Origin of the sequence: Microbacterium sp. F2E, from assembly GCF_020905435.1 — a bacterium.
Taxonomy (GTDB): domain Bacteria; phylum Actinomycetota; class Actinomycetes; order Actinomycetales; family Microbacteriaceae; genus Microbacterium; species Microbacterium lacticum.
Genome location: NZ_JAJJIB010000001.1, coordinates 115,355 through 128,490, shown reverse-complemented (window position 1 = coordinate 128,490; position 13,136 = coordinate 115,355). Strand labels below are relative to the sequence as shown.

The 13,136-nt window shown below is 69.8% G+C and carries 13 protein-coding genes and 1 tRNA gene; 8 read left to right on the top strand and 6 right to left on the bottom strand.

Going from position 1 to position 13,136, the window contains the following annotated elements:
* Positions 1–54 precede the first annotated feature (54 nt).
* Together mqo and LOK55_RS00595 are read left to right on the top strand one after the other, a co-directional pair.
* Positions 55–1,512 (top strand): malate dehydrogenase (quinone), encoded by a 1,458-nt coding sequence (gene mqo, locus LOK55_RS00600; protein ID WP_229933806.1) that lies wholly within the window; start codon positions 55–57, stop codon positions 1,510–1,512.
* Between the two features lie 7 nt (positions 1,513–1,519).
* Positions 1,520–2,122: a thymidine kinase gene (locus LOK55_RS00595; protein WP_141380131.1), complete on the top strand. Its 603-nt coding sequence runs from the start codon at positions 1,520–1,522 to the stop codon at positions 2,120–2,122.
* Here LOK55_RS00595 and LOK55_RS00590 read toward each other — a convergent pair.
* Positions 2,089–2,916 (bottom strand): DUF1295 domain-containing protein, encoded by an 828-nt coding sequence (locus LOK55_RS00590; protein ID WP_229933805.1) that lies wholly within the window; start codon positions 2,914–2,916, stop codon positions 2,089–2,091. The genes LOK55_RS00595 and LOK55_RS00590 overlap by 34 nt on opposite strands.
* A 147-nt stretch (positions 2,917–3,063) precedes the next feature.
* On the opposite strand from LOK55_RS00590, the gene LOK55_RS00585 reads away from it, so the two are divergent.
* Positions 3,064–3,783 (top strand): FadR/GntR family transcriptional regulator, encoded by a 720-nt coding sequence (locus LOK55_RS00585; protein WP_229933804.1) that lies wholly within the window; start codon positions 3,064–3,066, stop codon positions 3,781–3,783.
* 38 nt (positions 3,784–3,821) lie between these two features.
* Positions 3,822–5,117, top strand: a complete 1,296-nt coding sequence (locus tag LOK55_RS00580; protein WP_229933803.1) for an alpha-hydroxy acid oxidase — start codon at positions 3,822–3,824, stop codon at positions 5,115–5,117.
* Between the two features lie 58 nt (positions 5,118–5,175).
* On the opposite strand, the gene LOK55_RS00575 is transcribed toward LOK55_RS00580, so the two are convergent.
* From LOK55_RS00575 to LOK55_RS00560, 4 genes are all read right to left on the bottom strand, one after another.
* Positions 5,176–5,940: an HAD-IIB family hydrolase gene (locus LOK55_RS00575; RefSeq protein ID WP_229933802.1), complete on the bottom strand. Its 765-nt coding sequence runs from the start codon at positions 5,938–5,940 to the stop codon at positions 5,176–5,178.
* Between the two features lie 71 nt (positions 5,941–6,011).
* Positions 6,012–6,085: transfer RNA gene (locus tag LOK55_RS00570), tRNA-Pro, on the bottom strand.
* A 48-nt stretch (positions 6,086–6,133) separates the two neighbouring features.
* A complete protein-coding gene (locus tag LOK55_RS00565) occupies positions 6,134–7,084 on the bottom strand; it encodes a metallophosphoesterase (protein ID WP_229933801.1) in 951 nt (316 codons plus the stop codon).
* A complete protein-coding gene (locus LOK55_RS00560) occupies positions 7,081–9,645 on the bottom strand; it encodes a transglycosylase domain-containing protein (protein WP_229933800.1) in 2,565 nt (854 codons plus the stop codon). Before LOK55_RS00560 ends, LOK55_RS00565 begins: the two co-directional genes overlap by 4 nt.
* Before the next feature lie 107 nt (positions 9,646–9,752).
* On the opposite strand from LOK55_RS00560, the gene LOK55_RS00555 reads away from it, so the two are divergent.
* The 4 genes from LOK55_RS00555 (at position 9,753) to LOK55_RS00540 (ending at position 11,143) form a co-directional block, all read left to right on the top strand.
* Positions 9,753–9,989 (top strand): hypothetical protein, encoded by a 237-nt coding sequence (locus LOK55_RS00555; RefSeq protein ID WP_196324511.1) that lies wholly within the window; start codon positions 9,753–9,755, stop codon positions 9,987–9,989.
* Positions 9,986–10,447, top strand: coding sequence for a RidA family protein (locus LOK55_RS00550; RefSeq protein ID WP_196324512.1), 462 nt, complete (start codon positions 9,986–9,988; stop codon positions 10,445–10,447). Before LOK55_RS00555 ends, LOK55_RS00550 begins: the two co-directional genes overlap by 4 nt.
* Positions 10,448–10,508: 61 nt before the next feature.
* On the top strand, positions 10,509–10,838 hold the full coding sequence (locus tag LOK55_RS00545; protein WP_229933799.1) for a VOC family protein: 330 nt from the start codon (positions 10,509–10,511) through the stop codon (positions 10,836–10,838).
* A complete protein-coding gene (locus LOK55_RS00540; protein ID WP_229933798.1) occupies positions 10,835–11,143 on the top strand; it encodes a helix-turn-helix domain-containing protein in 309 nt (102 codons plus the stop codon). Before LOK55_RS00545 ends, LOK55_RS00540 begins: the two co-directional genes overlap by 4 nt.
* On the opposite strand, the gene acs is transcribed toward LOK55_RS00540, so the two are convergent.
* Complete coding sequence (acs, locus tag LOK55_RS00535) at positions 11,136–13,100, bottom strand: acetate--CoA ligase (RefSeq protein ID WP_229933797.1); 1,965 nt, start codon at positions 13,098–13,100, stop codon at positions 11,136–11,138. The two genes, LOK55_RS00540 and acs, sit on opposite strands and share 8 nt — an antisense overlap.
* Positions 13,101–13,136 lie beyond the last annotated feature (36 nt).

Here is a 13,136-nt window from a genome sequence, read left to right as displayed (position 1 = left end):
GTGGATGCCTCGACCGGACGGCGCGTCGGAGAACGCGGCCTAGACTGGGACATCGTGAGTGAACCCGTCGACGTCGTCCTGATCGGCGGTGGCATCATGAGTGCCACCCTCGGAACCCTGCTCCACCGGCTGCAGCCGGAGTGGAAGATCGTCGTGCTCGAGCGACTGAGCGAGGTGGCCGAGGAGTCGTCCAACGCGTGGAACAACGCCGGCACCGGTCACGCGGCGCTGTGCGAGCTCAACTACATGCCCCCGGCCGCCGACGGCTCGGTCGACCCCGCCAAGGCGATCTCGATCAACGAGCAGTTCCAGCAGAGCCGCGAGCTGTGGTCGACGCTCATCGGCGAGGGCGTGCTCGACGCGCCCTCGACCTTCATCAACGCGACGCCGCACATGACGTTCGTGACGGGCGAGAAGGACGTAGCGTACCTCAAGCGCCGCTACGAGGCGCTGAAGGATCAGCCGCTGTTCGCCGGCATCGAGTACTCCGAGGACTCGCGCGTCATCAACCAGTGGGCGCCCCTCCTCATGCAGCGTCGTCGCAAGGGCGAGCCGTTCGCGGCGACCCGCGTGCCGGCCGGCACCGACGTCGACTTCGGCGCGCTCACCCGCCAGCTCCTCGGCAACCTCGAGAGCGACGGCGTCGAGGTGCGCACGAACATCGAGGCGCGAAAGCTGCGGAAGCAGAAGGACGGCACCTGGCGGGTGTCGTATCGGCACGCGCTCGGCCGCACGCCCGGCACCCTCGACGCGCGGTTCGTCTTCGTCGGCGCCGGCGGCTGGGCGATCAAGCTGCTGCAGTCCTCCGGCATCGACGAGATCAAGGGCTACGGCGTCTTCCCGATCGGCGGGCAGTGGCTGATGACCTCGAACCCCGCCCTCGTCTCGCAGCACAAGGCCAAGGTGTACTCGCAGGCGGCCGTCGGCGCGCCGCCGATGTCGGTGCCGCACCTCGACACGCGCGTCGTCGACGGTGAGACGTCGCTGCTGTTCGGCCCGTTCGCGACGTTCACCCCCAAGTTCCTCAAGCGCGGCCACTGGTGGGACCTCATCACCCAGGTGCGCTTCTCGAACCTCTTCAGCATGCTGAAGGTCGCCGTCACGAACCTCGACCTCGTGAAGTACCTCGTCACCGAGCTCGCCAAGACCCACAAGGGCAAGGTCGAGAGCCTCCGCGCCTTCATGCCGACGGCGAAGGACGAGGACTGGACGCTCCTGAACGCCGGTCAGCGCGCCCAGGTGATGGTCGGCGGTGAGCTGAAGTTCGGCACCGAGGTGATCAGCGCGGCCGACGGCTCGATCGCGGGTCTGCTGGGCGCCTCGCCCGGCGCGTCGACGGCGCCCTCGATCATGCTGGGGCTGCTGAAGCGCTGCTTCCCCGATCGCATCGCCGAGTGGGAGCCCCAGCTGCGCGCCCTCATCCCGAGCTACGGCGAGCAGCTGAACCCGCAGCCGGCGCTCGCCGACGAGGTGCTGACGGCCACGGCATCCGCTCTGCAGATCAACCGCTGAAACCCGCATGGCGAAGCTCTACTTCCGCTACGGGGCGATGAACTCGGGCAAGTCGACGGCGCTCCTGCAGGCGGCGTTCAACTACGAGGAGCGCGGCCAGCACGTGCTGCTGGCCAAACCCGAGATCGACACGAAGGGCGCGGGGCACATCTCCAGCCGCCTCGGCGTCGAGCGTCCCGTCGACTTCCTCATCGGCCGGGGCGACGACGTGCGCGCCCTCGTCGCGGCGCACGGCGCGCGCTACATCGGTGCGGTGGCGTGTCTGCTGATCGACGAGGCGCAGTTCCTCTCGCCTGAGCAGGTCGACGACCTGCTGCGGCTCGTCGTCGAAGACGGCATCCCGGTGCTCGCCTACGGCATCCGCACCGACTTCCGCACGCGCGCCTTCCCGGGGTCGGCGCGCCTCATGGAGGTCTCGCACAGCCTCGAAGAGCTGAAGACGATCTGCCGCTGCGGCCGCAAGGCGCTCTTCAACGCGCGCCTGGTGGGCGGGCGGTTCGTCTTCGACGGCGATCAGGTCGCCATCGACGACCTCGACCACGACCAGGTCACGTACGAGTCGCTGTGCGCGCAGGACTACCTGCTCGCCTCCGGCGGCCGGCTCAGCTGACGCGCCGGCGGGGGAGCGGGACGAGCATCGACGTCCTGCGCCGATACTCGGCGTAGGCGGGGTACTTCGCCGCCGAGATCGACTCGGTCGAACACCGTCGAGCCGAGGAAGAGCAGGGTGAGCAGCACGGCGCCGATGATGCCGGGGTTGATCACGCCGCCCCAGAAGCCGAGTCCGTCGCCGACCGCGGCGCTCGCGCCGAGCGCGTAGAACGCCCACCACTGCCCCTGCTCGAAGAAGAAGTTCGGATGCCTGCTGGTCGCGAACAGGCCCGTGGTGAGGAAGCCCTCCGCCTCGCCGCGGGCCTTGCGCTGGTGGAAATCCCACTGCTGCTGGTCGGCGACGGTCTCGCCCACGAGGAACGCGACGAAAAGCACCGCGAACACCGCGTCCCACACGCCGAACGGCGACGGGTGCTCCCACGCGACCAGCGCAGGCAGGGTGATGAGCACGAGCAGTGTCATCTGGTACAGCACGATGAACAGCAGGTTGAAGACCTGGAAGAGGGCGGGGCTCATCCGCCCGCGCAGGATCGCCCACCGGTAGTCTTCGGTGCCGGTGTAGCCGCCCTTTCGGGCGAAGTTGAACGTCAGTCGTGCACCCCAGGCGGTCACGAGGAGGGCCATCACGACCAGCCGCGTGGCATCCGCGCCGTCGGTGAGCCCGGCGATCGCGAAGATCCAGACGTAGATCACCGGCACGATCGACCAGAGCCGGTCGACCCAGGACGTGTCCTCGGTGACCAGTGAGGCGATCCAGCAGAAGACGGCCGCGACAGCGGCGACGATGATCACGACGAGGGGGGGTGCATGAGCACAGCGTAGAATGTCGTATCGTTTCAACCGACGCTTGGCGGCCTGACCACAGTGCGCTAACGTGGTCAGGCCAGCTCTCCGGCCCGTTCCGCGACAGATCCGGGCCCCTCCGCTCGAAAGGCGCCGATGACCGATTCCACTCCCGCCCGCGCGTGGCGTGTCGTGCTCGACCGGATCGAAGGCGATCTGCTCGAGGGCACGCTCGGCCCCGGCGACCGGCTGCCGCCCGAGCGAGAGCTCGCGACGACCCTCGGCGTCGGCCGATCGAGCGTGCGCGAGGCGCTCCGCGTGCTCGAGGTGATGGGGCTCATCCGCACCGCCACGGGCTCGGGCCCCACGGCGGGCGCCGCCGTCACCGCGACCCCCCAAGGCGGTCTCGCGCAGCTGCTGCGGCTGCAGGTCGCCGCGCAGGGCTTCCCGATCCCCGACGTCTACGAGACGCGGCTGCTGCTCGAGGAGTGGGCCGTCGCCCACCTCGCCGGGGTCGACAGCCCCGACCTCGCCGATGCGCACACGGCGCTCGAGGCGATGGATGCCGACGGACTCTCCGTCGACGACTTCCTCGCGCTCGACGCGCAGTTCCACGTGCGGTTGACCGAGGCATCCGGCAATCTCGTCGTCTCGGCCACCATGGCGGGCCTGCGCGAAACGATCGAGAGCTACATCCGCGGGGGAGCGGCGCGCATCCCCGACTGGGCGGCCACCGGCGAGCGACTGCGCCACGAGCACGCCGAGATCCTGCGCGCGATCGAGGCGGGCGACGCCGAGACCGCACAGCGCGTCGTCCGCGCGCACATCACCGGCTACTACGCCGACGCGGGCCTGCCCGACCCCTCCGACGCCTGACCGCCCCGCCCGACACGACACCGAGAGAAGACGCCACGATGGTTCAGCGCCAATTGCCGAAGATCCCCGAGCTGCTCGAGCTCATGCAGTTCAAGAAGCCCGAGTGGGATGCCACGAAGCGGCGCCTCGAGTCCGCGCTGACGATATCCGACCTGCGCCGCATCGCGAAGCGCCGGACGCCCAAGGCCGCCTTCGACTACACCGACGGCGCGGCGGAGGGCGAGATCTCGCTCCGTCGTGCCCGTCAGGCGTTCAAAGACATCGAGTTCCACCCCGACATCCTGCGCCCCGCCGCGTCGGTCGACACCTCGGTCGAGATCCTCGGCGGCCCGTCGGCGCTGCCCTTCGGCATCGCCCCCACCGGTTTCACGCGCCTCATGCACACGGAGGGAGAGGTCGCCGGTGCCGGAGCGGCCGGGGCCGCAGGCATCCCGTTCACCCTCTCGACCCTCGGCACGACCTCGATCGAGAACGTGCGGGCCGCGAACCCGCACGGGCGCAACTGGTTCCAGCTCTACGTGATGCGCGACCGCGAGATCTCCTACGGACTCGTGAAGCGCGCGGCGGCCGCCGGGTTCGACACGCTCATGTTCACGGTCGACACGCCCGTCGCCGGCGCCCGGCTGCGCGACAAGCGCAACGGCTTCTCGATCCCGCCGCAGCTGACGCTCGGCACGATCGTCAACGCCATCCCGCGACCGTGGTGGTGGGTCGACTTCCTCACGACCCCCAAACTCGAGTTCGCCTCGCTGACGACGACCGGCGGCACGGTGGGCGAGCTGCTCGACGCCGCGATGGACCCGACGATCAGTTACGAGGACCTCGAGGTCATCCGCTCGATGTGGCCCGGCAAGATCGTCGTCAAGGGAGTGCAGAACCTCGAGGACTCGAAGCGGCTGATCGACCTCGGCGTCGACGGCATCGTGCTCTCGAACCACGGCGGGCGTCAGCTCGACCGCGCCCCGATCCCGTTCCGGCTGCTGCCCGAGGTGGTGCGCGAGGTCGGCAAGGATGCCACGGTGATGGTCGACACCGGCATCATGCACGGCGCCGACATCGTCGCCTCGATGGCTCTCGGCGCGAAGTTCACGCTGATCGGTCGCGCCTACCTCTACGGCCTGATGGCCGGTGGTCGCCGCGGCGTCGATCGGACGATCGAGATCCTGCGCAGCGAGATCGAGCGCACCATGAAGCTCCTCGGCGTCTCGACGATCGCCGAGCTCGAGCCGCGCCACGTCACCCAGCTGCAGCGGCTGACGCCGGTGCCCGGTGTCGGCGCCGCGGCATCCGTCTCCCACGCGCGGCGCTCTGCGCCGGCGCGCGTCAAGGCCTGACGCGCGGGGGCGCCGGGCCGGCGGTCTGCGCCGGTCCCGGTGGGCGCGGTCTCGCCGGTCAGCGCGGGGGGAGCGTCGGAAGGAGCTTCTCGAGGAACTCGGCGGTGTCGGGCCATCCCTCGACGGCCTGGCATTCGACGCCCATCGCGAGCACGGGGTAGTCGTTCCCCGCCTCGTCGAGACGGTCGCCGACGAACAGCATGTCGTCGAGGGCGATGCCGGTCTGGTCGGAGAGCTGCCGCATGCCGTACGCCTTGTCGATGCCGCGCTCGGTGATGTCGACCGAGGTCGACCCGCCCGAACGCACCTCGAGGTCGGGCACGCGTGCGGCGACCGCGTCGCGCAGGGCGCTCTTCTTCTCGCCGGTCGGGTCCCACGCCGTCTTCGCGTCGACGGGCGCGGTCTGACCGAGCGCCGAGAACGTGATCTGCGAGCCGCGGTCCTCGAGGATCGCCCCCCACGTCTGCGCCTCCCAGAGGCCGAGGCGCCGCGCCTCCTCCTCGACGGCGGCGAGCGCACGGGCCTTCTGGTCGTCGCTGAGCGTCCGCGCGTAGACCGTCTCGATCCCTGCGGGCGTCAGCCGGTAGTACTGGGTGCCGCACGTGGGCATGAGGTGGAGGCGCGACAGGACGTCGTCGGATGCCTCGGGCAGCCTGTCGACGACCTGCGCGGTGAACTGGCCGAGCTGCCCGCCGGAGATGATCGCCACCTCGACCCGCTCGGCCAGCGCGATCAGCAGCTCGCCGATGCGCGGGTCGATTGCGCTCTTGGACGGCGCGAGGGTGTCGTCGAGGTCGAAGGCGACCAGGCGGGGGGCGGTCATCGGTGCTCCGTTCGAGGGGCTCGTGCGGCGAAGGGCTCCGCCGGTGAATCTCCGGTGGAGCCCTTCTGCTGTCGGGGTGACAGGATTTGAACCTGCGGCCTCTTCGTCCCGAACGAAGCGCGCTACCAAGCTGCGCCACACCCCGTGGCAACCCTCCGAGTCTACAGGGTTCCGGGCCTCTCGCCGAATCGGCTCACGAGATCGCCCGGATCGTGAGCACGGTCGCCTCGGGGCGGCACGCGAACCGCACCGGCGCGTAGATCGAATGCCCGAGCCCGGCCGACACGTTCAGCGGCACGGTGCGTCCGTCGTGCGTCCAGGTGCTGAGTCCGCGCGCCTGATCGCGGGGGATGTCGCAGTTGGCGACGAGCGCCGAGCGGGAGAACGGGATGCGCACCTGGCCGCCGTGCGTGTGACCGCCGAAGATCACGTCCGCACCGAGATCGGTGAACGCATCCAGCACGCGCCGGTACGGCGCGTGCGTGACGCCGATCGTGAGCGCCGCCTCCGGTGCGCGCCCGAAGAGCGGCCGCCGACGGATCGCGGCGAGCGCGTCCGGCAGCACGTCGAGGTCATCCCACTGCCGGTGTGCGTCGCTCACGCCGAAGGCATCCAGGCGCACCCCGGCCGCCTCGACGACGGATGCCGCGTTGTCGAGATCCGTCCAGCCGAGTTCGGCCACGAAGAAGGCATCCATCGCGGCGGTGTCGAGGTCGCCGCCGCGCTCTGCGCGCAGCGACGGCCCCTGGAAGTAGCGCAGCGGATTGCGCGGCGACGGTCCTGCGACGTCGTTCGACCCGTGCACGAACGCGCCCGGCACACCGCGCAGCGGCGCGAACGCGGCACGGATGCCCCGCAGCCCGTCTTCATGCCCGAGGTTGTCACCCGTGTTGATGACGAGGTCGGGCTGCTCGCGTTCGGCGACCTCGGCGATCCACGCCTGCTTGCGGTGCTGCCACGGCGCCATGTGCGCGTCGGAGAGGTGCAGCACCGTCAGCGAGGGCGAGCCGGGCGGCAGCACGGCGAGGTCGTGACGGCGCACCGTGAACAGGAATCGCTCGATGCAGGTGCCCCAGACCGCGGCCGAGAGCCCCACCGCGGCGAGCGCTCCCGCCGCACCGAACGCGCGCTGCGCGCCGGTCACCGCCCGCACTTCTTGGCCTGGTACTGCACCGAGATCGCCGCGTTGCGGTTCACGACGGTGCCCGCCGCCGGATCTGTGCCGGTGACCGTGCCTTCGTCGTTGGCCGTCTCGGTGGCGGTGCACGCCGTCGTCACCTGACCGAAGCCGGCATCGCGCAGGGCCTTCACGGCGTCAGCGGGCTTGCCGCTGACAGCGGGCACGGTGACGCCCTCGCCGTTGCTCGGCCGGATCGTGACGACCGTGCCGCCCGCGACGCGCCCGGCACCCGGATCCTGCTGGATCACGGTGCCGGCGCCCTCGAGTCCGTCGACGGCGTCGCCGACCGAGACCGAGAAGCCCGCGGCCCGCAGCGTCTGTGTCGCCTGATCGACGTTCATGCCGATGACCGACGGCAGGTCGGTGAGCACGCGCTTGGTGAGGTTCGAGTCGGGCCTCGGGAAGTCGTCACCGCCGAACTTCGCGTTCGCCGCACCCTGCATCGCGGGCCAGATCGAGTTTCGGATGCGCGCGAGCGAGTAGCCGCTCTCGTAATAGTTGTTCAGCTCGGCGTGGCCCTCGACGTTGCCGACCCATACGACCGTCGCGACCTTCGACGAGGCGCCGTCCATCCAGGTGTGCTCGTACTCGTGGATGCCGGTCTTGCCGAACACGGGCACGCCGTCGCCGATCCGGGCGCCCGACCCGGTGCCGGTCATGACGCCCTGCAGCGTGTACGCGGCGGTGGCGGCGACCTCGGGGGTCAGCGTCGGGGCGCACGTCGTCTGCGGCGTGATGTCCTCGCCGTCCGCGTTCAGAGCCTTGTCGATGGCCTTCGGCTGGCAGAGCGTGCCGTTGGCGGCGATCGAGGCGTACGCCTCGGCCATGTCGAGCGGGGCCACGTTCTTCGAGCCGAGGACGTCGTAGGGGTTGTTCGTGGCATCCAGCGCAGAGCCGTCGCCGACCGTCACGCCCATCTTGCCCGCGACCTGGTTGGTGGAGCAGACGCTGATCTTCTCGGCCATCGCCATGAAGCCCGAGTTCAGCGAGTCGCGCGTGAAGTTGTACACCGTGCCGTTGTAGCCGCTGCTCGCCTCGAAGTTGCCGATGCCGTCGCCGTTGTTGGAGAGCCGCACGTCCTGCGTCTGACCATCGCAGACGAGCACCTTCTTCGTGCCGATGCGGCCGTTGAGCGTTTCGTTGACCGAGTGGCCCTGCTCGAGCCAGTTGACGAGGCTGAACACCTTGTACGTCGAGCCGGCCGGGTGGCCGATGCCGCCGCCGTTCTTCTCGCGCACGTTGTAGTTGACCGAGGTGGTGCCGGGGACGTCGCCTGAGGCGCTGTACGGGCGGTTCTGCACCATCGAGAGGATGCGGCCGGTGCCCGCCTCGACCTGCACGGCGGAGGCGCCGAGGTCCATGTAGTCGACCGAGCCGGGGACGACCGCGATGGCTTCCTGACCCGCCTGCTGCAGGTCGGGGTCGAGCGTCGTGTAGATCTTCATCCCGCCGCGGCGGAGATTCGCGGCGCGCGCGTCGTCGTCCTCGCCGAAGGCGGGGTCGGTGAGCAGCACCGATCGCACGTACTCGCAGAAGAACTCCGCGCCCGAGGCCGTCTGGCAGCCCTGCGTGCGCTCGGTGACCTGCGGGGTGATGGGAGACGCGTAGGCCTCGTCGTACTCGGCCTGCGAGATCTTGCCGAGATCGAGCATGCGGTCGAGCACGTAGTTGCGTCGATCGAGAGTCAGCTTGTAGCCGTCGGCGGCACTGTTGACCGGGTTGCCGGCGCTGTCCTGCGTCGACCCGTCGGGCTCGTCGATGCGATACGTGTTCGGGGCCTGCACCATGCCCGCGATCGTCGCGGCCTGGGCGATGGTCAGGTTCGCCGCATCGGTGGAGAAGTAGTGCTGCGCGGCGGCGCCGATGCCGTAGACCGTGCCGCCGAAGTTCGTGATGTTGAGGTAACCGAGAAGGATCTCATCCTTGGAATAGCGCTTCTCGAGCTGGATCGCGTAGCGCATCTCCTGCAGCTTGCGCTGGTACCCCTCGGAGCCGCTGTTGACGGTCGTCGCCGTGAAGCACGCCTCGACCTCGTCGCTGCTCTTCGCCTTCGACTCGCAGTTCTGCTGCAGCACGTTCTTCACGTACTGCTGGGTGATCGACGAGCCACCGCGGTTCGAGCCGCTCGAGGCGTTGCCGAGGAGGGCGCTGATCGTGCCGCCGAGGTCGACGCCGCCGTGCGTGTAGAAGTTCTTGTCCTCACTGGAGATGATCGCATCGAACATGACCGGGTTCACCTGATCGAAGGTCACCGGGATGCGGTTCTGGTCGTAGAACTGCGCCATCAGCATGTCGTTGCCGGCGCTGTCCTTGCGGTAGAACTCGGTCGGGAGCATCAGCGGGTCGATCTCGAGGAAGCTCGGCATGTTCTCGAAGGTGTCGAGCGCGCTCGAGGCCGCGTAACCCGAGACGGCGATCGCCGGGGTCACCGTCGCGGTCACCAGAACGCCGGCGACGGCGCTCAGACCGACGAGGCCGGCGAGGCCACCGAGCACACCGCTGGCCGTCCGATTGAGATGAGGCATAGGCTTGATCGTAGGGGACAACCCTGGGCGAACCCTCGAAGGGCGCGGGTTCGCGGGGCCTCAGCGCCCGACTCTTCCGGTCCGCGATCTCGCCACAGGAGCCTTCTATGACCACGTGGGAATATCTCACCACGCCCCTGCTCATCCACAACACCGCCGCCATCCTCAACAACTGGGGCAAGCAGGGATGGGAGCTGGTGCAGGTCGTCACCGGACCCGAGGGGGGCCTCGTGGCCTACTTCAAGCGCCCCGTCGGCGGCGCGGGCACGGCCGGCGCCGCGAACGCGGGCCTCGGCGCAGCGGCGGTCGCCGCCCAGCAGTTCGAGGGCGAGGGGCACGCGTGAGCGCCGTCGCCGCGCGGCTCGCCGAACTCGGCATCGAGCTGCCGTCGGTCGTCCCGCCCGTCGCCGCGTATATCCCCGCCACGGTGCACGGCGACCTCGTCTACACGTCCGGACAGCTGCCGATGGTGGCGGGCGCGCTGCCCGCCACCGGCAAGGTCGGGGGCGGCGTCGAGGCATCCGCGGCCTACGGCTACGCGCGTCAGTGCGCGCTCAACGCGATCGCCGCCGCGGCCGCCGCGGTCGGGGGAGTCGACCGGCTCACCCGCGTCGTGAAGGTCACCGGCTTCGTGGCATCCACTCCCGACTTCACGGGCCAGCCCGGGGTCATCAACGGCGCGAGCGAGCTGCTCGGCGAGGTCTTCGGCGATGCCGGGCGGCACGCGCGCTCCGCGGTCGGGGTGCCCGTGCTGCCGCTCGACTCGCCCGTCGAGGTCGAGGTCGTCTTCGCCTGGGAGTGAATCCGCAGCCGTCATCGCTCGGGGTCTTGAGGTGTTACTTGCATTTTGCAAGTAACGCGTCATGAGTATCTTCGTGAGTTTCCCGGTCGACGACGTCGTGCGCGCCAAGGCCTTCTATTCCGCCCTCGGTCTGACGATGAACGAGGCCATATCCGTCGGCGGCACGGAAGACCTCGTCGGGGGGTCCGGCACACCGTCCCCCGTCACCCTCTCGTGGGCGCTGGACAGTCGTGAAGAGGTGGATGCCCTGCTGGGCCGCGCCGAGAAGGCGGGCGCCCGCATCGGCGACACCGACGACTACGGGTTCATGTACCAGCGACAGTTCGACGACCCGGAGGGCTATCACTACTCGCCGTTCTGGGCGGAGCCGGAGCACCCTGCGTCGGCGTGAGCGACGGCGACCTCCCCGACCGGCCGGGCGGGCTCGACGCGGCCCTCGGCGTCGTCGGGCAGCCGTGGGCGCTGCTCATCGTCGACCGCCTGCGCGAGGGTGCGCTGCGCTATGGGGATCTGCAGCGAGAGCTCGGCATCCCGACCAACATCCTCGCGACGCGCCTGCGCGAACTCGAGCAGGCCGAGGTGCTGCGCCGGATCCCGCTCACGCACAACACCCGCGCATACGATCTCACCCCACGGGGCCTCGCGCTCGGCGAGGCCCTCGATGCGCTGCGTCAGTGGGGCGAGGGCATCACTTGACCTGTGCGGAGATGACGCTCATCACGGCGGTGTCGGCGAGGGTCGTCGTGTCGCCGACCTCGCGGCCTTCGGCGACATCACGGAGCAGGCGCCGCATGATCTTGCCCGAGCGAGTCTTCGGCAGCTCGCCCACGATGTAGACGTCGCGGGGTCGGGCGATCGGGCCGATCTGCTCGCCCACCCATTTGCGCAGCCCGTCGGCGAGACCCTCGGGGGAGTGCTCGTTGAGGTAGCTCTGCTTCACGATGACGAAGGCGACGACGGCCTGGCCGGTGGTCTCATCGGATGCCCCGACGACCGCCGCCTCGGCGACCGCCTCGTTGCCCACGAGCGCCGACTCGATCTCGGTCGTCGACAGCCGGTGCCCCGACACGTTCATCACGTCGTCGACGCGGCCGAGGAACCAGATGTCGCCGTCGTCGTCAAGGCGTGCGCCGTCGCCGGCGAAGTAGTAGCCCTTGTCCTGGAACTTCTCCCAGTAGGTCTCGACGAAGCGGTCGGGGTCGCCCCAGATGCCGCGCAGCATCGACGGCCACGGCTTCGTGATCACGAGGAGCCCGCCGTTGCCGTTGCCGACATGCTCGCCGGCGTCGTCGACGACGTCGATCGAGATGCCCGGAATCGGCACCTGCGCGCTGCCGGGCTTCGTCTCGGTGACGCCGGGCAGGGCCGACACCATGATCGAGCCGGTCTCGGTCTGCCACCAGGTGTCGACGATCGGCGTCGCGTCGGCGCCGATGACGTGGCGATACCACATCCACGCCTCCGGGTTGATGGGCTCGCCGACCGAGCCGAGCAGGCGCAGCGACGACAGGTCGAAGCGGTTCGGGATCTCGCGGCCGAGCTTCATGAACGAGCGGATCGCGGTCGGCGCGGTGTAGAGGATCGTGACGCCGTACTTCTCCACGAGCTCCCACCAGCGGCCCGGGTGCGGGGCATCCGGGGTGCCTTCGTAGAGCACCTGAGTGGCGCCGTTGGCGAGCGGGCCGTACGTCACGTACGAGTGGCCGGTGATCCAGCCGATGTCGGCGGTGCACCAGAACACGTCGGTCTCGGAGTGGATGTCGTGGACCACGCGGTTCGTGAACGCCGCCTGGGTGAGGTAGCCGCCGGAGGTGTGCAGGATGCCCTTGGGCTTTCCGGTCGTGCCCGAGGTGTACAGGATGAACAGCGGGTTCTCGGCGGGGAAAGGCTGGGCCGTGTGATCGGCGGATGCCTCGGCGACCGCGTCGTGCCACCAGAGGTCGCGCCCCTCGGTCCAGCCGACCTCGTTCTCGGTGCGACGCACGACGAGCACGTGCTCGACCGTCGCCTGCGGCCCGTTCCCGCGGTCGGCTAGCGCCTGGTCGACGGCGGGCTTGAGCGGCGACACGCGACCCTTGCGATAGCCGCCGTCGGAGGTGATGACGACCTTCGCGCCGGCATCGTCGATGCGCGTCCGCAGGCTGTCGGCCGAGAAGCCGCCGAAGATGACGGAGTGAATGGCGCCGAGGCGCGCGACGGCGAGCATCGCGGCGATCGCCTCGGGGATCATCGGCAGGTAGATCGCGACCCGGTCGCCCGCCTCGACGCCGAGCCCGGTGAGCACGTTCGCGACGCGCTTGACCTCGTCGGTGAGCTCGGCGTAGGTGACGCGCCGAGAATCGCCCGGCTCACCCTCCCAGAGCAGCGCGATGCGGTCGCCGTTGCCCGCCTCGACGTGGCGGTCGAGGCAGTTGTACGCGACGTTGAGCTCGCCGTCGGCGAACCACTGCGCGAACGGCGGGTTCGACCAGTCGAGCACCTGCGTGAACGGCGTGTGCCAGTGCAGCGCGCGCGCCTGCTCGGCCCAGAAGGCCTCGCGGTCGGCGTCGGCCTGCGCGTACAGCTCGGCGGTCGCGACCGCGTCGGCGGCGAATTCGGGCGACGGCGCGAACCGGCGGTTCTCGGTCAGCAGGTGGTCGATCTGGCTGCTCATCTGGCGCGCTCCTTTGCGGCGAGGCTCCCGAATGAG